This is a genomic window from Micromonospora sp. NPDC048871 (assembly GCF_043198155.1).
Taxonomy (GTDB): Bacteria; Actinomycetota; Actinomycetes; order Mycobacteriales; family Micromonosporaceae; genus Micromonospora.
This window is the reverse complement of record NZ_JBICUM010000002.1, coordinates 51,576-76,242: the sequence shown is the minus strand read 5'-3', so window position 1 is coordinate 76,242 and position 24,667 is coordinate 51,576. Positions and strand designations below refer to the sequence as shown.

18 protein-coding genes and 1 pseudogene are annotated in these 24,667 nt (G+C 69.3%); 9 read left to right on the top strand and 10 right to left on the bottom strand.

All coding sequences use genetic code 11. The features are described 5' to 3' along the window. Positions 1–176: 176 nt before the first annotated feature. Entirely contained in the window at positions 177–1,460 is a 1,284-nt protein-coding gene (locus ACGFIK_RS04935) for a citrate synthase (protein WP_327025464.1), read from the top strand. A gap of 143 nt (positions 1,461–1,603) precedes the next feature. Here ACGFIK_RS04935 and ACGFIK_RS04930 read toward each other — a convergent pair whose 3' ends face one another. The 4 genes from ACGFIK_RS04930 to ACGFIK_RS04915 form a co-directional block, all read right to left on the bottom strand. Beyond that, the gene (locus ACGFIK_RS04930; RefSeq protein WP_327025465.1) at positions 1,604–2,272 is read right to left on the bottom strand and encodes a fasciclin domain-containing protein; all 669 of its coding nucleotides are present in this window, start codon (positions 2,270–2,272) and stop codon (positions 1,604–1,606) included. An 89-nt stretch (positions 2,273–2,361) separates the two neighbouring features. Next, on the bottom strand, positions 2,362–4,524 hold the full coding sequence (locus ACGFIK_RS04925; protein ID WP_327025466.1) for a M14 family metallocarboxypeptidase: 2,163 nt from the start codon (positions 4,522–4,524) through the stop codon (positions 2,362–2,364). A gap of 124 nt (positions 4,525–4,648) precedes the next feature. Beyond that, positions 4,649–5,305, bottom strand: coding sequence for a response regulator transcription factor (locus ACGFIK_RS04920; protein WP_393337747.1), 657 nt, complete (start codon positions 5,303–5,305; stop codon positions 4,649–4,651). Between the two features lie 635 nt (positions 5,306–5,940). Further along, on the bottom strand, positions 5,941–7,344 hold the full coding sequence (locus tag ACGFIK_RS04915; protein ID WP_327025468.1) for a glycosyltransferase family 4 protein: 1,404 nt from the start codon (positions 7,342–7,344) through the stop codon (positions 5,941–5,943). Between the two features lie 309 nt (positions 7,345–7,653). On the opposite strand from ACGFIK_RS04915, the gene glgX reads away from it, so the two are divergent. From glgX to treZ, 3 genes are read left to right on the top strand one after another with little or no spacing between them, the layout of a single operon-like run. Continuing rightward, positions 7,654–9,771: a glycogen debranching protein GlgX gene (gene glgX / locus ACGFIK_RS04910; RefSeq protein ID WP_327025469.1), complete on the top strand. Its 2,118-nt coding sequence runs from the start codon at positions 7,654–7,656 to the stop codon at positions 9,769–9,771. A gap of 1 nt (position 9,772) precedes the next feature. Beyond that, complete coding sequence (gene treY / locus ACGFIK_RS04905; RefSeq protein WP_327025470.1) at positions 9,773–12,058, top strand: malto-oligosyltrehalose synthase; 2,286 nt, start codon at positions 9,773–9,775, stop codon at positions 12,056–12,058. A gap of 16 nt (positions 12,059–12,074) precedes the next feature. Further along, positions 12,075–13,796, top strand: a complete 1,722-nt coding sequence (gene treZ, locus ACGFIK_RS04900; RefSeq protein ID WP_393337743.1) for a malto-oligosyltrehalose trehalohydrolase — start codon at positions 12,075–12,077, stop codon at positions 13,794–13,796. 9 nt (positions 13,797–13,805) lie between these two features. Here the strand turns inward: treZ and ACGFIK_RS04895 are convergent, their stop codons facing one another. Further along, positions 13,806–15,224, bottom strand: coding sequence for a hypothetical protein (locus tag ACGFIK_RS04895; RefSeq protein ID WP_327025472.1), 1,419 nt, complete (start codon positions 15,222–15,224; stop codon positions 13,806–13,808). Between the two features lie 235 nt (positions 15,225–15,459). Between ACGFIK_RS04895 and ACGFIK_RS04890 the strand changes: the two genes are divergently transcribed. The 3 genes from ACGFIK_RS04890 (at position 15,460) to ACGFIK_RS04880 (ending at position 18,140) form a co-directional block, all read left to right on the top strand. Next, entirely contained in the window at positions 15,460–16,650 is a 1,191-nt protein-coding gene (locus ACGFIK_RS04890; protein WP_327025473.1) for a helix-turn-helix domain-containing protein, read from the top strand. Positions 16,651–16,780: 130 nt separating this feature from the next. After that, a complete protein-coding gene (locus ACGFIK_RS04885) occupies positions 16,781–16,951 on the top strand; it encodes a hypothetical protein (protein WP_327025474.1) in 171 nt (56 codons plus the stop codon). Next, positions 16,935–18,140, top strand: a complete 1,206-nt coding sequence (locus tag ACGFIK_RS04880; RefSeq protein WP_327025475.1) for a helix-turn-helix domain-containing protein — start codon at positions 16,935–16,937, stop codon at positions 18,138–18,140. The genes ACGFIK_RS04885 and ACGFIK_RS04880 overlap by 17 nt, the downstream gene beginning before the upstream one ends. Before the next feature lie 130 nt (positions 18,141–18,270). Here ACGFIK_RS04880 and ACGFIK_RS04875 read toward each other — a convergent pair whose 3' ends face one another. Continuing rightward, positions 18,271–18,819 carry a hypothetical protein gene (locus tag ACGFIK_RS04875; protein ID WP_327025476.1) on the bottom strand — a complete coding sequence of 183 codons (549 nt, stop codon included), beginning with the start codon at positions 18,817–18,819 and terminating at the stop codon, positions 18,271–18,273. Positions 18,820–19,191: 372 nt separating this feature from the next. Then, positions 19,192–20,190, bottom strand: a complete 999-nt coding sequence (locus ACGFIK_RS04870; protein WP_327025477.1) for a hypothetical protein — start codon at positions 20,188–20,190, stop codon at positions 19,192–19,194. A 179-nt stretch (positions 20,191–20,369) separates the two neighbouring features. On the opposite strand from ACGFIK_RS04870, the gene argG reads away from it, so the two are divergent. Further along, on the top strand, positions 20,370–21,821 hold the full coding sequence (argG, locus tag ACGFIK_RS04865; protein ID WP_327025478.1) for an argininosuccinate synthase: 1,452 nt from the start codon (positions 20,370–20,372) through the stop codon (positions 21,819–21,821). A gap of 77 nt (positions 21,822–21,898) precedes the next feature. Here argG and ACGFIK_RS04860 read toward each other — a convergent pair. The 3 genes and pseudogenes from ACGFIK_RS04860 to ACGFIK_RS04850 all read right to left on the bottom strand — a co-directional run bounded on the left by ACGFIK_RS04860 (position 21,899) and on the right by ACGFIK_RS04850 (position 23,523). Further along, a pseudogene (locus ACGFIK_RS04860) lies at positions 21,899–22,871 on the bottom strand (NAD(P)-dependent alcohol dehydrogenase). Further along, on the bottom strand, positions 22,868–23,101 hold the full coding sequence (locus ACGFIK_RS04855; RefSeq protein ID WP_327025479.1) for a helix-turn-helix transcriptional regulator: 234 nt from the start codon (positions 23,099–23,101) through the stop codon (positions 22,868–22,870). Before ACGFIK_RS04855 ends, ACGFIK_RS04860 begins: the two are co-directional and overlap by 4 nt. Continuing rightward, complete coding sequence (locus tag ACGFIK_RS04850) at positions 23,095–23,523, bottom strand: hypothetical protein (protein ID WP_327025480.1); 429 nt, start codon at positions 23,521–23,523, stop codon at positions 23,095–23,097. Before ACGFIK_RS04850 ends, ACGFIK_RS04855 begins: the two co-directional genes overlap by 7 nt. Before the next feature lie 224 nt (positions 23,524–23,747). Here ACGFIK_RS04850 and ACGFIK_RS04845 point away from each other — a divergent pair, with 224 nt between their 5' ends. After that, positions 23,748–24,662 (top strand): polyphosphate polymerase domain-containing protein, encoded by a 915-nt coding sequence (locus tag ACGFIK_RS04845; RefSeq protein ID WP_393337736.1) that lies wholly within the window; start codon positions 23,748–23,750, stop codon positions 24,660–24,662. The last annotated feature ends 5 nt before the right edge of the window (positions 24,663–24,667 follow it).

The following is a 24,667-nucleotide window of genomic DNA, read 5'->3' as shown; positions in this document are numbered from 1 at the left end:
CAGAGGCGCTCTGCGTTCCTTTCTGTCCCGATCGTCGGGGTTTCCCTGCCGGCCGCTCGGGAAACGGGTGACGCATACCTCACCGCAGAACCACGGCGAGCGGTGTTGTCGCAACCGCAATTACGGTAGAAGCGAAGGCAATTCAACGTAGATCTGCCGGCGAAGCGAGGAAACACATGACGGAAGTCAAGCTCGATCACTCCGGCGGGCAGCTGTCGATGCCGGTACATTCCGCGGTCGAGGGCCCCGCCGGCATCGGTGTGGGCAAGCTCCTGAAGGAAACCGGACTGACGACGTACGATCCCGGTTTCGTCAACACCGCCGCCTGCTCGTCCGCGATCACCTACATCGACGGGGATGCGGGCATCCTGCGTTATCGGGGTTACCCGATCGAGCAGCTGGCCGAGAAGAGCTCCTTCCTGGAGGTCTCCTACCTGCTGATCTACGGTGAGCTGCCGACCAGCGCGCAGCTTACCGAGTTCAGCGAGCGGATCCGGCGGCACTCGCTGCTGCACGAGGAGATGCGCCGGTTCTTCGACGGCTTCCCCCGGGACGCCCACCCGATGGCGGTGCTCTCCTCCGCGGTGAGCGCCATCTCCACCTTCTACCAGGACAGCCTGGACCCCTTCGACGCCCAGCACGTGGAGATGTCCACCGTGCGGCTGATGGCGAAGGTCCCGACCATCGCCTCGTACGCCTACAAGAAGTCCATCGGGCAGCCGCTGCTGTACCCGGACAACTCGCTGGGCTACGTGGAGAACTTCCTGCGGATGACCTTCGGGGTGCCGGCCGAGCCGTACGAGGTCGACCCGGTGATGGCCCGGGTGCTGGACATGCTCTTCATCCTGCACGCCGACCACGAGCAGAACTGCTCCACCTCGACCGTACGCCTGGTCGGTTCCAGCAACGCCAACCTGTTCGCCTCGGTCTCCGCCGGGGTCAACGCCCTGTTCGGCCCGCTGCACGGCGGTGCCAACCAGGCCGTACTGGAGATGCTGGAGCGCATCCAGGCCGACGGCGGTGACGTGCAGTCCTTCGTCCGCAAGGTCAAGGACAAGCAGGACGGCGTCAAGCTGATGGGCTTCGGCCACCGGGTCTACAAGAACTACGACCCGCGGGCCGCGATCGTGAAGAAGGCCGCCCAGGACGTGCTCGGCCGGATGGCCAAGCCCGACCCGCTGCTGGACATCGCGATGCAGCTGGAGGAGATCGCCCTGGCCGACGACTTCTTCGTCTCCCGGCGCCTCTACCCGAACGTGGACTTCTACACCGGCCTGATCTACAAGGCCATGGGCTTCCCGACGAAGATGTTCACCGTGCTGTTCGCCCTGGGCCGGCTGCCCGGCTGGATCGCCCAGTGGCGCGAGATGATCAACGACCCGGAGACCAAGATCGGTCGGCCGCGCCAGGTCTACACCGGCGCCACCGAACGCGACTACCTCCCGCTCGACAACCGCTGACCGGTAAGGAAGGGCCCCTTCTTAACGCCTGGCGTAGAGAAGGGGCCCCTTCTTAACAAGCGACGACACAACACGACGGCCGCCGCCCCGATCCGGGGTCGGCGGCCGTCGTGGTCCGCGAGGAGGGGGTTTTGCCCCGCGGGCTAGTGGTACGGATGATCGTCCTCGCCGCCGGCCGTGGTGGGCAGGGACCCGAGGACGTGGTCGATGACATGGATTCGGGCGTTCGTCGCCTGGTAGTCGGCACACAGGGTCTCCGCCTCGGTGCCGAACCGGGCCCCCGAACCCTGAGCGGTGACGGTGAGTTCGCCCTCGGCGAGGGTCCGCACGGTGCCGGCGGCGACCATCTCGGAGACCGACATCGGCCCGGTCACCAGGTGCTCGCGCAGCAACTCACGTAGCTCGTCGGTGTCGTGCAGCAGCAGTTCGTCGAGGTTGGTCCGGGAGAACTTCTCCGCGAACGCGTCGTCGGTGGGCGCCAACACGGTCACCCCGGTCAGCTCGCCGGCCAGGCCGGTGGCCCGGACCGCCGCGTCGAAGGTGGTCAGCACGGGAATCCACTGCACGGCCTGGTCGGCGGGCATGCCGGCGAGCGATTCCGGGTTCCCCGGCTCGGCGCCCGCCGGCAGCTCGGCGCAGAGTGGACCGGTGAGGGTGAACGCGACGGGCGTGATCCCGTCGTCGCCCGTCGCGTTGTCACCGGTGCACCCCGTGACCGCCAGCAGCGTGGCCAGAGCCAACCCGGTGGCCGGGCCGGCCCGTCGGACCCGCCGTGGTGTCGGCCTCATGGTGTCGAGGAAGACGTCGGTCACGGTGTTCTCCACTCCGCACTTGGTGTACCGGCAGGCCGGGCGCGGAACCGGCCTGCCGGTACGTCTGTTACCAGTTGACGGTCAGCGGCTCAGAGGCGAGCGCACTGGCCGATCTTGAAGCCCCGAACGGTGTTGGGGGTCTCCATGTTCACCGGCGTGACGGCGTTGCTGGTGCAGGTCAGCAGACCGGTGAGGTTGTTGCCCGCCACCAGCGGCGCCCCGATGACGCCGTTGGCCACGTTGGCCGGGCCGCTGGCCTTGGTGCCGTGCACCAGCACCGAGCCGTTGATCTTGTTGCCGACCATGATGACCGGGCCGGCGGTGTTGAGCACGTTGACCATCGCGTTGACCTTGCTGTCGGTCAGCACGAACCCGGCCGCGCGGTCAGCGTGGACCAGACCGTTGATCGTGCTGCCGGTGGCGATGAGCGTGGCACCCTTCTTCACCGTGATCGCGCCCCGCACGGTGGCGTCGGCGATGCAGGTGACACCGGAAACCGTCAGCGCACCCTTGCGGGTACCGGTCACGGTCGGCATGATCCGCTCGCCGGCGACCAGGCCGGCGACGGCCTGCTCGTCGAGCAGTAGCGGCACCAGGCCCCGCTGCGGCTGGGACAGCGGAACGATGTAACCGTCGGCGGTCTTGATGACCTTCCAGCCGTGCGCGGCGAGCCGCTGGGCCACCGTGGTGCCCTGGCCGCCCGGACCGTCGGTGCGGGCACCGTTGTACTGCTCCTCGGTGAGCTTGTACGCGCACGGCGCGTGCTTGAGGATGTTCTCCTCGCGCGGAGCGTCGACCGGCGGCGGAGCCTCACCCGGGTGCGGGGCGGGGTACGCCTTGATCTCCCGGGAGCCCTCGAGGACGATCGGTCCGGTGTTCGCGGACTGGAACTTGATCGCGTCGGCCCGAGCCTTGTTGAGGTCCTTGAGGGCCGCCCCGTGGTACTGGAAGAACTGGTTGAAGGTCCAGAGCCCCGAGTAGGTCTTGCGGCGGCGGTTGGTGGCGGTGTTGGTCTCGCCCGGCCGGGTGGGGCCACCGGAGCTGCGCAGCTCCAGCAGCGAGTTGACCACGTTCTTCAGGCCGAGGGTGTTGCGCAGGATGGTCTCCTGACCCAGACCGACGGTGGCACCGGCGGTGCAGCCGTACGGGCAGGCCCACCAGCCGTCCTTGGCGCCCTCGGTGTACATGTGGCCTTCGATCATGTCCTGCGACTCGTCGAAGATGCCCTGGGCCACGTTGGCGTGCCGCGGCGACAGCATCGGCAGGTCACCGGTGTTGCTGTTGCCGTACTCGTGGCCGTCGTAGCCGGCGATCGGCCGGTAGTCGCGGACCATCTCCGCGAAGGCCTGGGTCTCCGGCTGACGGATCAGCGAGTGGTCCCGGTTGAGGTCCTGACCGGTGGAGTTGCCCCGGCTGTTGGCCGCCCGGCCGTCCCCGTTGATCGTCGGGACGATCAGTACGGTGGTCTTCGACAGCAGGTCGAGCGTGCTCCGGTCCTGGGTGAAGGCCAGCTGGCGCGCCATGATGAAGCACGCCTCACGGTCGCCCGGCTCGTTGCCGTGCACGTTGCAGTTGACGACCAGCGGGCTGGTCGCGGCCACGGCCTCCGGGGTCGCCGGCGGCTTCGGGTAGCCGATGATGAACATGTTGATCGGCCGGTTGTGGACGGTGCGGCCGATCTCCGTCACGCGCACCCGGTCGCTCAGCTCGTCGATGGCCGCGGTGTACGCGTACTCGTTGACGTCGCTGGTGTACTGCGCGCCGAGGGTCTCCTCCCACTGGGTCCGCAGGTTCTGACCCGGGATGTTCGGGTCGCCCCAGTGCGGCTTGGTGGTAGCGGTGACCGCGGCCGAGTACGGCTGCGCCTCGGTGCCGAACCGCGCCCGCACCCGCCACTGGAAGCGGTCACCGGGAACGAACCCGGCGTCGGCGAAGGTCGGCTTGTCGTTGTTGATCTGGCGGTTCGGCCGCCAGAGGCCGACGATCGTGCCGTTGCCGGTCGCGGTGCCATCCTCTGCGACGGGCGTCCGCTCGATCTGGTAGTCGGTGGCTCCGTCGACGTGGGTCCAGGCCAGGGTGGCGTAACCGTCGCCCTGGACGACGCTCACGTTCTGAACCTGGTTCGGCTCCGCCTGGGTCTGAACAGCGGTGCCGGCCGACTGGCCGTGCGCCTGGGCGGGCAACGCCGTCACCGCGAGAACGGCGGCGAGCAGGCTGGAGTAGACACCGGCCCTTGTCCGTCTGTATCTCAAAAGGATCTCCAAACAGGAGGTATGGCTGGGTGTCGAACAGCACACCCGCCGTGGGCCTGTCGCGGGGTAGGAGGCTGGGAATCTTGAGGATGATCTGAGGTTGGCGGCAGCGGCCACCCTCGGCTCAGTCGACCCGCAGCCGATATCCGACCCCCCGTACGGTTTCCACCAGTCCGGCGTCGACCAGTTTGCCCCGCAGAGCTGCCACATGGACGTCCAGGTTGTGCCGGGTGGCCCAGGTGGTCTGCCACACCTCCAACTGCAACCGGTCCCGGGGCACCACCGTGCCGGCCTGCCGGGCCAGCGCCACCAGCAGATCGAACTCCTTGCGGGACAGCGCGATCTCGCGCTTGTCGATCCAGACCCGGCGGGCGTCGACATCGATGCGCAGCGGACCCACCTGAAGGGCGGTCGTGGCCCGCACGGTACGGCTGGTCCGGCGCATCACCGCGTCGATGCGGGCCTGCAACTCCACCATCGAGAACGGCTTCACCACGTAGTCGTCGGCACCGGCGCGCAGCCCGGCCACCCGGTCGTGTTCCTCGGCCCGGGCGGTGACCGCGATGATCGCGACCTCCTCGTTGTGCTGACGGATGCGCCGACACACCTCCAGACCGTCCCGGTCGGGCAGATTCATGTCGAGCAGAATGAGATCGACCGGCTCGGCCTCGGCCGCCTCGGCGGCCGTGAGCGCCTGCACCACCTCGTGCCCCCGTCGTCGCAGCGCCGAGGCCAGCCCCGCCGATACGCGCAGATCGTCTTCCACCAGGAGCACCCGCACTTGCATCCTCCTCGACCCGCCCCCGCTGGATGTACGCGAGTCTGTCGGATGTGAACGACCGTTGACCAGTGCGGATGCAAGATCGTAACGACAGTTTCGGCTACCCGAACGGCCCCGAGGCCGCCCTCACGGCCACCGAGTCCCCGCTGACCGCACCCTGCCGCAACCCCGCATCGACGCCCGTGCCGTGAAGCCGTCCCGCCCTCAGCCCCGACGCCGTTACCGTCCGTACCGGCGCCGCCGCCCAACCACCCCACCTCCGTCCCCTTTGCTCTGCTTCAACCCACGCACAGGTCACCGACCGTGTCGGTGGTGGCGTCACCGCCCGCGCCCGTCCGCCGAATCCATGCAGCTCAAGGGCCGTTGCGTGGGTTGAAGCAGAGCAAAGGGGGAGCAGGGGAGTTCCTACTCCCGCCCGCCACATCACCCTCGGCACCGCCATGGCCGCAGGGCGACGCCACAGACGGCAACCCCATGGCCGGCGACACCGCAAATGGCAACCCCACGGCCGGTGACGCCAGAGACGGCGATCGCCCGTGGCCGGCGACGCCGCAGGCAGCGACGTCGCCGGCAGGCAGTGCGCGGCGCGCGGAGGCAGGAACCCCGGAGGCGCGATGACCGGCGGGTGGGAGGGGTCAGCGCAGGCCGGCGGCGGCGAGCAGGTTGCCCTCCGGGACCGACGGGCGTGGCCGACCGTGGGCCATCTGCTGCGCCGCGCGTTCGGCGGCGACCGTGGGGGCCTGGGCGATGGCCGAGGCGTACGCGGAGGCGGTGCGGCTGGCGATCGCCGCCCACCCGTACTGCTCGTGCACCATCACCCGGGCCCGTCGAGCCAGGGTCCGGGCGTGCTCGGGGTCGGCCAGCAGGCCGTGCACCGCGTCGGTCAACGCCTGCGGGTCATGTGGACGGAAGGTCACTCCGGTGACGCCCGGCTCGACGATCTCGGCGAGGCCGCCGGTCTCGGCGACCGCGAGTGGTGCACCGGCGGCGGCCCCCTCCAGGGCGACCATGCCGAACGGCTCGTAGATGCTGGGCACCGCGAAGCAGTCCGAGGCCGCCATCACCGCCGGCAGGTCCGTCCCACCGAGGAACCCGGGCAGACTCACCGTGTCGGCCAGACCCAGCCGGTGCACGTCGGCCTCCAACTCACCCCGGTAGGGGCCGTCGCCGACGATCACCGCGCGCAGCCCGGGGTGCCGCTCCCGCAGCCGGGGCAGCCCGGCGAGCAGGTGCTGCACCCCCTTCTCGTACACCAGTCGGCCGGCGAAGGTGACCAGTGGACCCTCCCCGGCGAACCGGGCCCGGGCCTGCGCCACCGCGCTGGCCGGTACCCGCCAGCGGTGCGGCTCCACCCCGTTGGGCACCACGTCGACCCGACCGGCCGGCACCCCGAACAGGCCGGTCACCTCCTCGCGCATGTAACCGGAGCAGACCACCACCCGGGTGGACTCGCTGCCGAGCCACTGCTCGACCCCGTGGATGGTGCGGTTCATCTCGCCGGGCAACCAGCCCTGGTGCCGACCCGCCTCGGTGGCGTGGATGGTGCTGACCAGCGGCAGGTCGAGGTGATCGCGCAGGGTCATCGCGGTGTGCGCGACCAGCCAGTCGTGGGCGTGGATGACGTCGTACCCGCCGGTCTGGGCGGCCCGCAGGGCGGCACGGGTGAGGGTGTGGTTGAACGCCATCGTCCAGGCCAGCAGGCTCTCGGTGGCCAGCGGAAAGGTCACCGGGTCCTCGGCGGCGCGGACCACCCGCACCCCGTCGACGTACTCCTCCAGCGGCGCGCCCTCGGCGTGACGGGTGACGACGGTGACCTCGTGCCCGGCGGCGACCAGGGCCACCGACAGGGCGTGCACATGCCGACCCAGTCCACCCACGAGCACCGGCGGGAACTCCCAGGACAGCATCAGGATGCGGTGGCCGCGCGGCGGTGTGGCCGGGCCGGACTGGGCCGGGAACTGGGCTCGTGAGATGAGGGTGGGCCGGTGGGACCGGTCCGTGGCGGTGGCGGTACGCCCGCCGATCCGCAGGGTCGTCACATCAGTCTCCGTCCGTGCAGGGAGGGACGCGCCGACTTCGGTGGCGGCGACAGAACGAACTGTGGGTTTTGGACGCGCGCAACAAGGAAACGTCATCTCTGCCGATTCCGCACCTTGAGGACGATCACAGTGACTGAGGGCACCATGCGGATTCACCCAGGGTCAGTCGGACGGCCACCAGGCATTCATCCGATCGGATGGATTGGCGGCGGACCGGGCGGGGCATTACGCCGGCGCGCACCCGCCGGGTCCCCCGGACGGGTGTGTTCATGATGCGGGCGCGCTCATGATTCTTGCCTAAGGAGCGACATGCAGGTCTGGCCGGGCGAGCGGTACCCCCTCGGGGCGACCTACGACGGGATGGGCACCAACTTCGCGATCTTCTCCGAGGTAGCCGAGCGGATCGAACTCTGCCTCTTCGACGAGTGGGACGTCGGCCACGAGCGCCGGGTCGAGCTGCGCGAGGTCGACGCGTACGTCTGGCACGCCTACATCCCCGGCCTCGGACCGGGGCAGCGGTACGGCTACCGGGTGCACGGCCCGTACGACCCCGCCAACGGGTTGCGCTGCAACCCCCACAAGCTGCTCATCGACCCGTACGCCAAGGCGATCGACTCCGACGTGCAGTGGGACCCGGCGGTGTACGACTACACCCTCGGTGAACCGGAGCGGATGAGCGAGACCGACTCGGCGCCCTTCATGCCGAAGTCGGTGGTGGTGAACCCGTACTTCGACTGGGGCAACGACGCCCCGCCGCGCATCCCGTACCACCGCTCGGTCATCTACGAGGCGCACGTACGCGGGCTGACCATGCGGCTGCCCGGCATCCCCCAGGAACTGCGCGGCACCTACGCCGGCATCGCCTCACCCCCGATGATCGAGCACCTGACCCGGCTGGGCGTGACCGCCATCGAGTTGATGCCGGTGCACCAGTTCGTCCACGACCACCGCCTGGCCGATGAGGGGCTGCGCAACTACTGGGGCTACAACACCATCGGCTTCTTCGCCCCGCACCACGGCTACTCCGCCCTGGGCCACCTGGGCCAGCAGGTGCAGGAGTTCCGGGGCATGGTGAAGGCCCTGCACGCCGCCGGCATCGAGGTGATCCTCGACGTGGTCTACAACCACACCGCCGAGGGCAACCACCTGGGCCCGACGCTGAGCTTCAAGGGGGTCGACAACCCCAGCTACTACCGGCTGAGCGAGTCCGATCGTCGCCACTACGTCGACTACACCGGCACCGGCAACAGCCTGAACGTCCGCAGCCCGCACTCCCTGCAACTGATCATGGATTCGTTGCGGTACTGGGTGACCGAGATGCATGTCGACGGGTTCCGCTTCGACCTGGCCGCCACCCTGGCCCGCGAGTTCTACGAGGTGGACCGGCTCTCCACCTTCTTCGAGGTGGTGCAGCAGGACCCGGTGGTCGGCCGGGTCAAACTGATCGCCGAGCCCTGGGACGTCGGCCCCGGTGGCTACCAGGTGGGCAACTTCCCGCCCCAGTGGACGGAGTGGAACGGCAAGTACCGGGACACCGTCCGCGACTTCTGGCGCGGCGAACCGGCCACCCTGGCCGAGTTCGCCTCCCGCATCTGCGGCTCCGCCGACCTCTACCAGGACGACGGGCGCCGCCCCTTCCACAGCATCAACTTCGTCACCTGCCACGACGGGTTCACCCTCACCGACCTGGTCTCGTACAACGACAAACACAACGAGGCCAACGGCGAGGAGAACCGGGACGGGGAGAGCCACAACCGGTCCTGGAACTGCGGGGTCGAGGGCGACACCGCCGACCCCGGGGTGCTGGCCCTGCGGGCCAAGCAGCGGCGCAACTTCATCGCCACCCTGCTGCTGTCCCAGGGGGTGCCGATGATCGGCCACGGCGACGAGTTGGGCCGTACCCAGCGCGGCAACAACAACGCCTACTGCCAGGACAGCGAGCTGGCCTGGGTCGACTGGGAGAACATCGACCACGACCTGCTCGGCTTCACCCGCCGACTGGTCGCCTTCCGCCGCCGACACCAGGTGTTCCAGCGCCGCCGCTTCTTCACCGGCCTGCCGGTACGCGGCCGGGAGGTCGACGAACCCCTGCCCGACCTGGCCTGGTACACCCCGGACGGGCGGGAGATGACCGGCCAGGACTGGGGCAACGACTTCGGCCGCTCGGTGGCGTTGTTCGTCAACGGCGACGGCATCCGGGAACGCGGCCAGTACGGCCAACGTCACCACGACGCCTCCTTCTGGCTCTGCTTCAACGCCCACGACGCACCACTGGACTTCACCACACCGCCGGCCGAGTTCGGCCAGCGGTGGGAGTTGGTCATCAGCACCGCCGAACCTGACCAGGACAAGGGCACCACCGTCGAGGCCGGCGCGACGATCTGCGTACCGGACCGGTCCCTGGTGGTGCTGGAGAGGGTCGCCTGAGATGACCGCGAAGCCCCTCGGCGCCACCTACCGGGTGCAGGTGCGCCCCGACTTCGATCTGGACGCCACCGCCGGCCTCGCCGGCTACCTCGCCGACCTCGGCGTCACCCACCTCTACAGCGCACCGCTGCTGACCGCCGCGCCGGGCAGCACCCACGGCTACGACGTGGTCGACCACCGTCAGGTCAACCCGGAACTCGGGGGCGAACCCGCCCGGCAACGGCTGCTGCGGGCGCTGCGTTCCGTCGGGCTGGGCCTGGTCGTGGACATCGTGCCCAACCACGTAGGGGTAGCCGTACCGGCCGCCAACCCGGCCTGGTGGGACGTGCTGCGTCGGGGACGCGACTCGGCGTACGCGGACTGGTTCGACATCGACTGGGCGCGGGGCCGGCTGCTGCTGCCGGTGCTCGCCGAGGACCCCGACGCGCTTGATGACCTCACGATCGTCGACGGGGAACTGCGCTACCACGAGCACCGCTTCCCGATCGCCGACGGCACCGGCGACGGCAGCCCTCGTCAGGTGCACGACCGGCAGCACTACGAACTGGTCTCCTGGCGGCGCGGCGACCCCGAGCTGACGTACCGCCGGTTCTTCGCCGTCTCCAGCCTGGCCGGGCTGCGGGTGGAGGACCCGGCGGTGTTCGCCGCCACCCACGAGCTGATCCTGGCCTGGGCGGCGGCCGGCGAGATCGACGGCATCCGGGTGGACCACCCCGACGGGCTGCGCGACCCCGCCGCATACCTGGCCCGGTTGCGCGAGGCCGCCCCCGAGGTCTGGCTGATCGTGGAGAAGATCCTGGAGTACGGCGAGGAACTGCCCGGCTGGCCGGTCGACGGCACCACCGGCTACGACGCCCTGGCGGCGGTCTGCGGACTCTTCGTCGACGGCGACGCCGAAGCCGACTTCACCGCCCTGGACACCCGGCTGACCGGCCGGGCCACCTCCTGGGCCGACCTGACCCACGACACCAAACTCGGCGCCGCCACCCGACTGCTGGCCGCCGAGCTGACCCGACTGGCCGCCCTAGCCCCCGAGGTGGACCCCGACGCCGCCCGCGCCGCCCTGGCCGAGTTGGCCGCCGCCTTCCCGGTCTACCGCGGCTACCCGCCCGACGGGGTACGCCACCTGGCCAACGCCCGCGCCGAAGCCGGCCGCCGCCGCACCGACCTGACCGGGGCCCTGGACGCGGTCACCCGGCGGCTGCGGGACCCCGACGACGAACTGGCCCGCCGCTTCCCCCAGTTCACCGGCGCGGTGATGGCCAAGGGGGTGGAGGACACCGCCTACTACCGGTGGACCCGGTTCGTGGCCCTCAACGAGGTCGGCGGCAGCCCCACCCACTTCGGCACCCTGCCCGGCCGGTTCCACCGCTTCGCCGTCGCCCGGCACGACCGCTGGCCGACCAGCATGACCACCCTGTCGACCCACGACACCAAACGCGGCGAGGACGTCCGGGCCCGGCTGGCCGTCCTGGCCGAGCTGCCGCAGCGCTGGGCACAGCTGGTCACCGGCTGGATGGCGGCCGTGCCGTTGCCGGACACCGCCCTGGCCCACCTGCTGTGGCAGACCGCCGTCGGTGCCTGGCCCATCGAGCGTGAGCGTCTGCACGCGTACGCCGAGAAGGCCGCCCGGGAGGCCGCGGCCTCGACCGGTTGGACCGACCCCGACCCGGCCTTCGAGCAGGCCATGCACGCCCTCGTCGACGCCATGTACGACGACCCGGCCGTCGCGTCGGAGCTGGCCGCCTTCGCCGCCGAGATCACCCCGGCCGGCTGGTCCAACTCGCTGGGGCAGAAGCTGATCCAACTCGCCATGCCCGGGGTGCCGGACACCTACCAGGGCACCGAGTTGTGGGACAACTCCCTGGTGGACCCGGACAACCGCCGCCCGGTCGACTTCGCCGTACGCCGGGAACTGCTGGCCCGGCTAGACGCCGGCTGGCAGCCGGCGGTGGACGACACCGGCGCGGCCAAGCTGCTCGTGGTGTCCCGCACCCTGCGGGCCCGCCAGGACCGCCCGGAACTGTTCGGCGACTACCAGCCGATGCTCGTGCACGGCCCGGCCGCCCGACACGCCGTGGCCTTCGACCGGGGCGGCGCGGTGGCCGTCGCCACCCGCCTGCCGCTGCGCCTGGCCGCCGAGGGCGGCTGGCGCGACACCACCCTGTCACTACCCGTTAATCAGATGTCGTGCCTGTTCACCGGTCAGGTCTACAGTGATGGACGGGTCCGACTCGCGGACCTGTTGGCCACATATCCCGTCGCTCTGCTGGTGCCCACCACCTGACCCGGGAGGCTGCGTCATGTCCGAATTCACGGTCTGGGCGCCCGAGGCGAAACGGGTACGGCTGCGCCTGCCCGACGCCGACCACGAGATGAGAGTAGGCCGGGACGGCTGGTGGCGCGTCGAGGTCCCCGACGCCGGTACCGACTACGCCTACCTGCTCGATGACGACGACCAGGCCCTGCCCGACCCCCGCTCGGCGTGGCAGCCCTTCGGGGTGCACGGCCTCAGCCGCCGCTACGACCACTCGGCCTTCGCCTGGACCGACGGCACCTGGACCGGTCGGCAACTGCCCGGCAGCATCCTCTACGAACTGCATGTCGGCACCTTCACCCCGGAAGGCACCTTCGACGCCGCGATCGGCAAGCTGGACCACCTGGTCGACCTCGGTGTCGACATGATCGAACTGCTGCCGGTCAACGCCTTCAACGGCGAACACAACTGGGGGTACGACGGGGTCTGCTGGTTCGCCCCCCACGAACCCTACGGCGGCCCGGACGGGCTGAAACGGCTGGTGGACGCCGCCCACGCGCGTGGTTTGGGGGTGGTTCTCGACGTCGTCTACAACCATTTCGGGCCCTCCGGGGCCTACGCGCCGCGTTTCGCGCCGTACCTCAGCGACCGCACCACCCCCTGGGGGCAGGCCGTCAACCTGGACGGCCCGCACTCCGACGGGGTACGCCGCTTCATCCTCGACAGCGTGCTGATGTGGCTGCGCGACTACCACCTCGACGGACTGCGGCTGGACGCCGTGCACGCCATGCCGGACACCCGCGCGGTGCACCTGCTGGAGGAGATCGCCGTCGAGGTCGAGTCCCTCGCTGTTCATTTGAATCGACCGCTGTCCCTGATCGCCGAATCCGACCTCAACGACCCCCGGCTGATCAGCCCACGCGAGGCCGGTGGCTACGGCCTGCAAGCCCAGTGGAACGACGACGCCCACCACGCCCTGCACACCCTGCTGACCGGCGAACGGCAGGGCTACTACGGCGACTTCGGCACCATGGAATGCCTGGCCGAGGTGCTGACCGGCGCCTTCTTCCACACCGGCACCTGGTCCAGCTTCCGCAACCGCCAACACGGCCGCCCGGTCGACCCGCGTACCCCCGGGCACCGTTTCGTCGCGTACCTCCAGAACCACGACCAGATCGGCAACCGCGCGGTTGGTGATCGCCTCGCGGCCTCCCTGTCGCCTGGGCTGTTGCGGGTGGGGGCGGTGCTGCTGATGGCCTCCCCCTTCACCCCGATGCTGTTCATGGGGGAGGAGTGGGCGGCCACCACACCCTGGCAGTACTTCACCTCCCACCCGGAACCCGAGTTGGCCACCGCCGTGGTGTTGGGCCGCCGACAGGAGTTCGCCACCCACGGCTGGTCCGCCGAGGCGGTACCGGACCCGCAGGACCGGCAGACGTTCGTACGCTCCCGGTTGGACTGGGCCGAGCTGGACAAACCCGAACACCGGGCGATGTACGACTTCTACCGGCGGTTGATCGCGCTGCGGAAGTCCCGGCCGGAGCTGTCCGATCCGCACCTGTTCGCGGTCGAGGTGCGGCACGGTGACCGGTTCCTGGTGATGCGGCGGGGTGGGTGCCTGGTCGCGGCCAACCTGGCCGACAAACCGCAGCGGGTGACGTTGCCGGGGGTGGCCCGACGGGTCCTGCTGGCCACGGCGGAGGGGGTCACGGTGACCCGCGACCGCATCGACCTACCAGCGGAAACAGCAGCCATCGTGGCGTTGTGACCTCGGCCCTCAGCTTGTCTCGGGATCTAAGGCGGAGGTATCCGGAGGCGCCTCGAAGAGGAGGTCACCGGCTCGCTTGACCCGTAGACCTGAGCCGGGAACCCGCGAGACCAGCACTCCCATCAGGCTCTCAGCGTAGAAGCGAGACAGGCTCGTCGCGACGTACACCGGACCGACGGATGTTTTTACCTCCTTCGGGAAATACCCTGGCGAAATGTCGCTTCTGCTCGCACTGATGAAGCCGTTGTACGCCGCCGCTGCGACGCCCTGACGCTCGGCGACGAACCTTGCCAGATCGCGTACCGCCCGCGCTGCGGTGACGGGGCGTCGGGTGTCGCCCGGCCCCTCCAGTGAGTAGATCGTGAACCGTCCCCGTACACGGCGGAGCCGCAGGCGTAGGAGTTGGCGTCGGCCATCGTCGGCAGCAGCCGCGACATAGCGGTCCAGGAAGATGGCGAGCAGTTCGTCGTCCAGTTTTCGGACGCGGGTCGTCTCGATCGGATAATCCATCAGCCGGGCGACCTGGCCTTGGCCGAGATTTGAGAGCGCGGCCTCCAACTGACCGACCGTGGTCACACCAAGTTCCGCCAGTTGGTCGATGAGAACGGAGAGTGACAGCAAGTCGCCCGGCTCATCGTCTGGGAAACGGCTGGCGATCAGTTCGCCCAGCGATGCCGGGCCTAGGAGAGTCGGGTCGAGCGTCTCCGGTGACGGCTCATCGACTTCGATCACGGGCTCGTCAGCTGTTGCTGCATCATCCGCGCCTTGCGGCCGGAGCAACTCTTCGATCTTGTCGAAGATCTCGTCCATGTACCGGCGCATACCGCCGGCTTCAATGAAGTACTGATCGACTCGTTTTTGGTCGTTGGGTGGCAGCTCTTTGTAGCCGCCGGACTTGTAGCGGATGTCGTGCTCGTACTCTGCCCAGGCATGACCTGCCACGCTGCGCACCTGGATCTCCAGGCCGGGGTAGATCTCGAAGAACTTCGTGAGGGCGACGTATCGCAGCTGCGCGGCGGGGTCCTTGAGGCCCTTGATGACGAGGTGCTCGCTGTCGTATCCGTTGTGTTTCGTCTCGCCGGGGTTGTGTCGTTCATGCCACTCGCAGCGACTTTGGATGAGGGTGGCCATGTCGTTGCGTGCTCGGGTGGTGTAAACGATCACCCGAGCCGCAACGCAGTCATGGATCTGTGTGGCGGGGTCGGAGTACTTCGGAGCCCCGTCGTCCTTCTTCTTTCCTGACTTGTCCTTGTATGAAGTGAGCGCTTTGGGGCGTGCCTTCACAAGGTGGACGTCAATGCTGGCATCCCGCGCCAACTCCGCGAGGAAGCGTCTCGTCTCGTCGGCCACCTCGGCCAAGAATGGCTGATCCTGTGCGTAGCGCCACAGGTGAGTGGGGACCATTGTCATGTCTTCGCCGTGGGACACGCCTGGATGCTAACGGCGGCTGAATCCAAAAGGGAGGGCCGTTTGGTTGATCCTCGTCAGGAGCTCGTTCCTCGTGCACGACAGAGAAATCCGGGGCGGTCAATAATCCCTGCTCAGGATTCCCCTGTCGCTGTGTGTATGGGTCGCGTTCGGTGGTGAGAAAGGGTAGCGTCCGATCTGCGGCTTGATGGCCGCCCGCTAACCAGGCCAACCACACGGGAGGTAGGCGGTAAGCGTGGTTAAGAATCCTGACACCGTAGGGGCGAGGATCCGCTACTGGCGGATGCGCCGGGGCGGGATGTCTCAGGCCGTCCTCGCTGGGCTCGCTGGCGTCAGTCAGCCTTATGTCTCACAGATCGAGTCGGGTCGGAAGACCATCGACCGGCGCTCCACTCTCGTGTCCTTCGCGGCAGCCCTCCAGGTCACCGTGGCTGATCTGCTCGGACAGGGCACGGAACCGGGCGATCCGGCCCGTGAGGGTGCGACCGAGTGCGTACCGGCGATCTGGTCCGCGCTGATCGAGATCGAGGACGGTGAGCGTCGGCAGTCGACCCGTACGCAGGAGCAGTTGACGGCAGACCTGGCGCGTACTGATCAGCTTCGCAACATCTGCAACTACCCGGCGATGGCGCGGATGCTTCCCGACCTGTTGCTGGAGTCCGCTGCCGTGGGCGGCACCGTGCTCGTGCAAGCGGCGTACCAGGCTGCGACGTGTCTGCGGAACCTCGGATACCGCCATCTGGCGCTGAATGCGGCTCGCGTCGCCGTATCCGCGGCCGAGGAAGCCGAGCAACCCGCGTGGCTCGGTGCGGCACGGTTCGCGTACGTGCAGAGCCTGCCGATCGAGTCCGCTTCGCTCGCTGCCCGGGCCGCCGGCCGATCGTTGGTTGAGTTGCAGAACGACGCCAGCGATGAACAGGTGCGGCAGATGCTTGGTCAGCTTCATCTGTCGGCCGCCCTGACCTCGGTGGTGGATGGCCGTGTAGATGTCGCCGAGGACCATATCGCCGAGGCGAGCCGTGAGGCGGCGAGCCTCGGGGATCCTGTGGACGGCGGCGGTTTCAACGGGTGCGGGTTCGGGCCGACCAATGTGGGTCTCTGGAAGATGTCCATCGCCGCCGAGCAGGGCGAGATGGGTCGGGTGATCGAGCTGTCCCGAACGGTACGACCGCAAGTTCTTGTGGCCACCATTCGCCAGATGTCGTACTGGCTCGACCTTGGTCGGGCGTACGCCGACACCGGTCGTCGGGATGCCGAAGCGCTGGGTGCCTTCGTACAGGCCGAGCGGGTCGCACCCATACCGTTTGCGCTGAACCCGCTTGCCCGCGATGCCGTGGTGACCCTTGCCCAGCGGGCGAGGCGTCGGGCTGTCTCGGATGATCTGCGGTTGCTTGCTGGTCGGATGGGCATTCGCCTGGCTGTATAGCTGCTGGTAATCAAGCAACTACTGCACTGCCCTAACGTCCGGTTCGGGAAGGCGATCGCCTTTCCGGCCAGATGAGACGGTGAGCAGCCCCTGATCACTATCTCCACGGCCGAGTCTGTTGGAGGTGGGGATGCCAGGTCGGGACAACGAGTCGGTCGGCAGGGGTGAGCAGATTCAGGCGGCTGAGCGGGAGGCGGCGAAGCGGCGGCTGTTGGAGCAGGCCGAGGCGGAGCGCGTACCGATGGAGGAGACCACGCGGGCGGTGCCGGATCGGCGGTGGCGGCGTGACCGGCCGCAGTGAGGTGCCGATCGGGCGGCGGGTGGCGCAGTGGCGGATGCGGCGGCGGATGACGCAGCAGGGCCTCGCCGACCGGCTGGGGAAGTCGAAAAGCTGGGTGGACAAGGTGGAGCGGGGTGCCCGTCGACTCGACAGGTTCTCGGTGATCCAGGCTATCGCCGAGGTGCTGCGTATCGACCCGGCGGTGCTGCTCGGTCAGCATCCGCCGTTGGCCGGTGGCGGCGTACGCGATGGGTTCGATGGGGTACGCGCGGCCCTCGCGCGGTACGGGGTCTTCGAGGCGTCGGCGCGTCAGGTGCCGCTGGCGGAGCTGCGTCGGCGGGTGGGTCATGCCTGGTTGAGCTTTCAGCATGGGCAGTACGCCCAGGTGGTGCGGGCGCTGCCGGGGCTGCTGGATGCCGTGCAACTGTCGTCGGGGTCGGAGCATGGGGAGTTGCCGGTGCAGGCATACCGGGTCGCCTCCTCGGTGCTGGTGAAGCTGGGTGAGGCCGACCTCGGGTGGCTGACCGCCGATCGGGCGGTGGCGGCGGCCGGCGAGGATGCGGTGTTGGCGGGTACGGCGGCCATCTCGATCGGGCAGGCGCTGCGGCTCGCCGGTCGGCAGCGGCTGGCGCTGGCGGCCACCGTTGCCGCCGCGCAGCGGCTGACCGGGGTCGCGGCGCGACCGGCGGGGGATGGGGTGTCGTCGGGTCGGCGGGCGCAGGAGTTGGCGGTGGGTGGGACGCTGCTGCTCCAGGCCGCCCTCGCCGCAGCGAGCTGCGGCGAGTCTGGGCAGGCCGGGGTGCTGCTCGACCAGGCCGCGGACGTGGCGAGCCGGGCCGAGGTCGCCGACGATCCGTACGGTACGAGTTTCGGGCCGGTCGCCGTGGAGTTGGCGCGGGTGGTGGTGGCGGTTGAGCGGGGCGCTGCGGCCGAGGCGGTCGGTCGGCACGAGCTGCTGATCCGGCGGGACGGGTGGCGGCGGTTGTCGCCCGAGTACCGGGGTGCCTACCTGGTGGACGCTGCGCGGGCGTACCTGCTGGCCGGTGACCTGGCCGGAGCGGGGCGGATGCTGATCGCGGCGGATGGTGTCGCGCCCGCTGAGGTCCGGTTGCGCCCCTCGGCGCGTACCCTCCTCGCCGAGCTTGCCCGGGGTCGCCCCGCCCCACCCGGCGTGACCCGCCTGGCCACCCTCGTCGGCCTAACCCGCTGACCATCCCACCATCCCGCCGCGCCCCCACCGCCGTCGATGGCTGTTGACCATGAGGTTGACGGCAGTCGAGGAGATCGACTCCGCCGTTAACCTCATGATCAACGGGGACTTTGAGCGTCATGGTGCGTGATCATGACAGTGGCTGGCGGTCGCGGAGGGACTTCCGTGCGACGGTGGCGAAGGCGTCGCGTCGCTCGGTGCGGGATCTGAGGGCAGCTAGGTGCTCGGGGCGGTGGCGTTCCGCCAACGGGCCGCTCTCGTCAGCACCCTCCCGGCGCAGTCGGCGCTGGTCGGCGTACTCCTCGTTGATGCTGCGCACTGCGTGCCCGGCGGCCTGCGCCACCAGGTCTGGACCGACCAGCAGCACCAGGTTGTACGCCTCGTCTAGAGCGCGCAGCGCCGGGTACGGCATCACCTCGCCCGGTGCGGTCTCCGCCCCGACCCATGTGGTGTCCAACGCCCGGTAGGCGCGGTCGCAGGCGGCCAGGAAGCTGACGTAGGTGTCCCGCCGCTCCTGGTTGCGGCGCAGTGCGCGCTGTTCGGCGCGCTCCTCCCGGGCGGCGGCGAGTTGACCGGCGACCTGCCTGCGTACGGTCAGCGCGGTGACCAGGCCGGTGAGACCGGCGGCCGTCAGGGTGGACAGCGACGTGATCAGGGCGATGGCGACCGTCTCCCGCATGCTGCGTGATCTTGCCGCAAGATCGTGCTCGATGTGGGGTCGAGTGGCCTGGGGACGCGACATGACCACTCGATCCCACATCGAGCGTGACCATGAGGGCGTGTGGCTTCGTCCAGGTCGGGTAGAGGGGTCATCCGGCGGCGCGGCGGACGCATGCTGCTCGGGCCGCCGGTGGCGGTCTTCGATCGGATGCGCGACGCGGTCCGGGACTGGCGTCAGTCACACGACAGCGAGCGCCGGTCACCCGGCAGGTGATCCGAGGATCGGGCGTGCGGGGGCACGGTCGTGCTCGACCCCGGATCGAGTGGCATCCCCATGGCGGAGAGGCCACTCGATCCGGGATCGAGTGTGATCATGTGAGGGCCAGGAGGGCTAGACCCAGGGGGCCACCGGGTACCAGGGGATGATCTCCCGGCGGGCGAGCAGGCGGACGTCCCAGTAGAGGAACATGAAGGCGCCCGCGATGATGAACGCCACCGCGATGGTGGTGGCCATTCGGGTCGGCTTGGCGGCGAACCAGCGCTGGAGTCTGCTACCGGCGAACCAGGTCAGCAGCAGGAACAGGATCGCCATGACGACGATGTTGCCGATCGACTGGAGGGTGAACGCGGCCGCGCCGTACAGCGGGTTGCCGCTCTCGGCGGCGTCGCGGAACATCTGCCGGAACAGCGGGAACGGCCGTCCGATCAGGAAGCCGGCGATGAGCGCGCCCATGAAGACCAGCGGGGCGTTCGGGTAGCGCTGTGAGATCCGGGCGAACGGGTCCGGCACCACCTTCAACGCGGCCAGCCCCAGGTAGATCATGACCAGGCCGATGATGCCGTAGACCACCATGGACTGGATGCTGCGCGGCGACAGCGACCCGGGCACGTTCGGCGCGGTGGAGAACTGCGGCATCGCGGTGCCGACCAGGCCGACGACCGCACCGTAGAGGGCGGAGACCGCGATCATGCCGACCGCCATCCAGCCGAGTGGACGCAGCGGTGCCAGGAAGCGGCTCAGCCGGCTGTCGGCCGTACCGGTCAGCGGAGCGAGCGCGCCGAAGGCGGCGATGTTGCAGGCGGTGAAGGTGCCGGCGACTCCGGAGACGAACGCGAAGATCACGCCCGCCACGGCCCCGCTGATCGGGGTCTCCTTGGCGTCGTGGCCCAGCAGGGTGTTGGCCACGTTGTCGCCGATGGTCGAGTCGACGAACTCCGCCGACCAGACCACGGTGAGCAGGAAACCGCCCAGCAGGCTGAGCAGGATGATCAACCCGCGTCGGCGGGGGACGTCTCCGGGGGCGAACAGGGAGGTGGCGCGGGAGTCGGAGGGCAGCCGGACGGTGTCGGCGGCCTGCGGAGGGCGAGAACGGCGGTCGGCCTGTGTCACGGAAAGACTCCTCAGCATCACAGAGGGTGAGGAATTGATGATGCTGGATTATCCGCGTGTGCCTTTCTCTTCGATTGCTCTATGTAATGCCGGAACGGCCGATGGTGAGGGTCGGTCGAGGCGGCAACACCACCCACCCCGGCTTGCATGGGTATGCGACGTGGTGCATACTCTTCCTTGTGTCCAAGGTTCTGACCTCCCTGCCCATCGGTGAACGTGTCGGCATCGCCTTCTCCGGCGGCCTCGACACCTCGGTCGCGGTCGCGTGGATGCGCGACAAGGGTGCGATCCCCTGCGCCTACACGGCCGACATCGGCCAGTACGACGAGCCCGACATCGCCTCCGTGCCCGGCCGTGCCCTCAACTACGGCGCCGAGCTGGCCCGGCTGGTCGACTGTCGGGCCGCCCTGGTCGAGGAGGGGCTGGCGGCACTGACCTGCGGGGCCTTCCACATCCGCTCCGGCGGGCGGGCCTACTTCAACACCACCCCCCTGGGCCGGGCGGTCACCGGGACCCTGCTGGTGCGGGCCATGATCGAGGACGATGTCCAGATCTGGGGCGACGGGTCGACCTTCAAGGGCAACGACATCGAGCGGTTCTACCGCTACGGCCTGCTGGCCAACCCACAGCTGCGGATCTACAAGCCGTGGCTGGACACCAGCTTCGTCACCGAGCTGGGCGGGCGCAGGGAGATGTCGGAGTGGCTGCAGGAACGCGGCCTGCCGTACCGGGACAGCACCGAGAAGGCGTACTCCACCGACGCCAACATCTGGGGTGCCACCCATGAGGCGAAGACCCTGGAACACCTGGACACCGGCATCGAGACGGTCAACCCGATCATGGGGGTCCGGTTCTGGGACCTGTCGGTGGAGATCCCCACCGAGGACGTCACCATCGGCTTCGACCAGGGCCGCCCGGTGACCATCAACGGCAAGGAGTTCGCCAGCGCGGTCGACCTGGTGCTGGAGGCCAACGCCATCGGCGGTCGGCACGGGCTGGGCATGTCCGACCAGATCGAGAACCGGATCATCGAGGCCAAGAGCCGGGGCATCTACGAGGCCCCCGGCATGGCGCTGCTGCACGCCGCGTACGAGCGGCTGGTCAACGCCATCCACAACGAGGACACCCTGGCCAACTACCACAACGAGGGTCGCCGCCTGGGCCGGCTGATGTACGAGGGCCGCTGGCTGGACCCCCAGGCGCTGATGCTGCGCGAGTCGTTGCAGCGCTGGGTGGGCACGGCGGTCACCGGGGAGGTGACGCTGCGGCTGCGCCGGGGCGAGGACTATTCGATCCTGGACACCACCGGCCCGGCCTTCAGCTACCACCCGGACAAGCTGTCGATGGAGCGTACGGAGGACTCCGCCTTCGGCCCCTCCGACCGCATCGGCCAGCTCACCATGCGCAACCTGGACATCGCCGACTCGCGGGCCAAGCTGGAGCAGTACGCGAACCTCGGCATGGTCGGCGGCGGCTCCCCGCAGCGGATGGTCGGCGCCGCCCAGGCGGCCTCGACCGGGCTGATCGGCGCGATGCCGCAGGGTGGCGCGGAGGCCATCGCCTCCCGGGGCGTAGCCCCGGCGGAGGACGAGGCCCTCGACCGCGCCGCCATGGAGTTCGGCGTCGACTGACCGTCCCTGCCGGGACCGACTCGCCACCGGCCAGCCCTGTAGCGGCTGGCCGGTGCAGTCGCCGGTGAACGAGACCGTCAGATGGTGACCACGATCTTGCCCGCCGGGTGTCCGGTGCGGAGGTGGCGGAGGGCGTCGGCCGCCTCGGCCAGCGGATAGCAGCGGTCGACCGGCGGGGTCAGGGCGCCCGAGGCGATCAGGTCGCGCAACTCCTCCAGGTCCTCACTGCGCTCCATCGCACTGACGTTGCGCAGTCGATGGCTGATGAACAGGGACAGCAGCGGTGCGCCGAACATCTGCCGGCCGTACCCGCCGAGCAGCCCACCCCGGGTGTACGTGCCGCCCACCAGCGCCAACGTCCCGCGCGGGGTGAGCGCGCGGCGCATCAACGACAGCGAGCGGTCGCCGCCGGTGTCGATGACCACGTCGTACACCGGGCCGTCCCGGTCGATCTCCTCGCGGGTGTAGTCGAGCACGTCGTCGGCGCCGAGGGAGCGGACGAAGTCGGCCTTGGCGGGGGCGCAGACCCCGGTGACGGTGGCACCGTACGCCTTGGCGATCTGCACCGCCTGTGATCCGACGCCGCCGGAGGCCCCGATCACCATGACCCGCTGCCCCGGACGCACTGTGCCGCTGTCGCGTACGGCGCGCAGCGCCGTCAACCCGGAGACCGGGACCGCGGCGGCCTGGGCGAAGGACAGGTTCGCCGGCTTGTGGGCCAACCGCCGCGCCGAGGTGCTGGTGAATTCGGCGTACGACCCGCGCAGGCAGGTGCCGAACACCTCGTCGCCCGGCCGGAACCGGGTCACCCGGGCACCGACCTCGGCCACCACCCCGGCCAGGTCCCGTCCGCGTACCGCCGGGCCGGCGCACCCCGCTGGCCAGGCGCACCAGGTACGGCTGACCGACCATGAGGACCCATACGCCGGGATCCACCGCTGCCGCGCGTACCTGCACGAGCACCTCGTCGTCGCCGACGGAGGGCCGGTCGACCTCACCCAGCCGCAGTACGTCGGGCGGGCCGTAGCTGTCCTGAACGATGGCCCTCACGGTGCCACCTCCTCGGAGTCGGGGTACTGGAACACGTCGTCGAGCCGTACGCCGAACACCCGGGCGATCCGGAAGGCCATCTCCAGGGAGGGGGAGTAGCGCCCCTGCTCGATGGCGATCACGGTCTGCCGGGTCACCCCGATCCGCTCGGCGAGATCGGCCTGGGTCATCTCGTCCTGGGCGAAGCGCAACGCCCGGATGTTGTTGGTGACGCGTGTCGGTTTCACCACTGCGGGACACCCGTGCGGTAGACGATCACCTTCGCCAGGGAGCCGATCACGGCCGACAGGACGAAGCAGAGGTAGATGACGTTGGCGATCCAGAACCAGTGCCACTCGGCCATCGCCATCAGCATCGCCGACACCGCGCCGATGATCACGAACGCCTGGCCGACGTGGTCGCCGAGGCGTCCGATCTCCCGGTCGCGGACGTCTTTGACCCGGGAGGCCCGCGGGTTGGCCATGCCCATCACGATCTCGGCCAGGATGCTCGCGACCATGGCGCCGAAGACCGTCCAGAGCAGCGCGCCGACGTAGGGCACCGCGGTGAGCGACCCGCCGTCCTGTCGACCCAGCACGACCGCTACATAACCGCCGTACGCGATCACGCTGACCACCAGCATGATCCAGGCGCGTTTCTCCTCGTGCGTCATGACGGCCTCCCGAGGTAAAGAATCTTTGACATCCTCAGAGTAAGGCGTTCTTGACACCATGTCTAGAAAGCTTTACATGGGAGTTGTTGGCGGGCGGTGTTTGGCCGCGAGGGCCCGGCGGCAGCGGGGGTTCACCGCTGGTTCACCCGGAACGCAAAGCTGATTCATAGCCTCGCCCGGTTGGATGTGCTGGTCCCTGTCCCCGCAGAGATCGGCTCACCTGCATGCGCTCGTGGCTCCGTCGGGCTCCCTCTTCCGCCCAAGAACCGCCGCCAGCCCGCGCACCGTCCACCCCCGATGGTGGACCGGAGACCGGTGACGACCGGGGCGGCCATGCGCTGCGGGCACCGAGCAGGTTGCACGCCTTCAACCGGTACGAGATCAAGTATCTGGTGCCGACCGGCGACGTCCCGGCGTTGCGCGAGCGGTTCGCCGCCCGGATGGACCGGGACAGCCACGGCGGCGACACCGGGTACGGCGTGTGGAGCGTCTACTACGACACCGCCGGGCTGCGCTTCTACTGGGAGAAGATCGAGGGGCTGAAGTTCCGCCGCAAGCTGCGGGTGCGGCACTACGGCGAGGCGTCCACGGTCACCGACGACAGCATCGTGCACGTCGAGATCAAGCAGCGGGTCAACCGGGTCACCCAGAAACGGCGGGTGGCGTTGCCGTACCACCTGGCCCGTGACCTGTGCGACCGGCGGCAGTTGATCGAGCATGTCCCGGAGCAGCGGCCCTTCCTCGACGAGGTGCTGGAGCTGCTCTGCGGCCTGGACCTGCGCCCGGTGGCGATGACCGGCTACCAGCGGGAGGCGTTCGTCGGCCGGGACTCCGACCTCGGCCTGCGGGTCACCCTCGACCACCGGGTACGCGGCCGGGACCGCGACTTCCACCTCGGCGCGGACGCCGAGAACCGGCTCATCGTGCCGCCGAAATACTCCGTGCTGGAGATCAAGGCCAACGAGCGGGTGCCGTACTGGCTGACCGACCTGGCCGCCCGGACGAACCTGTCCATCGTCCGCATGTCGAAGTACTGCCAGAGCGTCGAGGCGTTCGGTCACGCCCCCCGCTCCCTCTTCCACGTTCCCGACGACGCCGACGGGGCTACCGCCGGCAGCCCCGTGAAAAGTGAGGTCTGAACCCC

Excerpts from the sequence above, each read along its gene's own strand:
- ACGFIK_RS04935 (WP_327025464.1), top strand. The coding sequence starts at position 177 with ATGACGGAAGTCAAGCTCGATCACTCCGGCGGGCAGCTGTCGATGCCG.
- ACGFIK_RS04850 (WP_327025480.1), bottom strand. The coding sequence starts at position 23,523 with ATGACGCACGAGGAGAAACGCGCCTGGATCATGCTGGTGGTCAGCGTG.
- treZ (WP_393337743.1), top strand. The coding sequence starts at position 12,075 with ATGTCCGAATTCACGGTCTGGGCGCCCGAGGCGAAACGGGTACGGCTG.
- ACGFIK_RS04875 (WP_327025476.1), bottom strand. The coding sequence starts at position 18,819 with ATGCGGGAGACGGTCGCCATCGCCCTGATCACGTCGCTGTCCACCCTG.
- glgX (WP_327025469.1), top strand. The coding sequence starts at position 7,654 with ATGCAGGTCTGGCCGGGCGAGCGGTACCCCCTCGGGGCGACCTACGAC.
- treY (WP_327025470.1), top strand. The coding sequence starts at position 9,773 with ATGACCGCGAAGCCCCTCGGCGCCACCTACCGGGTGCAGGTGCGCCCC.
- ACGFIK_RS04885 (WP_327025474.1), top strand. The coding sequence starts at position 16,781 with ATGCCAGGTCGGGACAACGAGTCGGTCGGCAGGGGTGAGCAGATTCAG.
- ACGFIK_RS04845 (WP_393337736.1), top strand. The coding sequence starts at position 23,748 with ATGCGCTCGTGGCTCCGTCGGGCTCCCTCTTCCGCCCAAGAACCGCCG.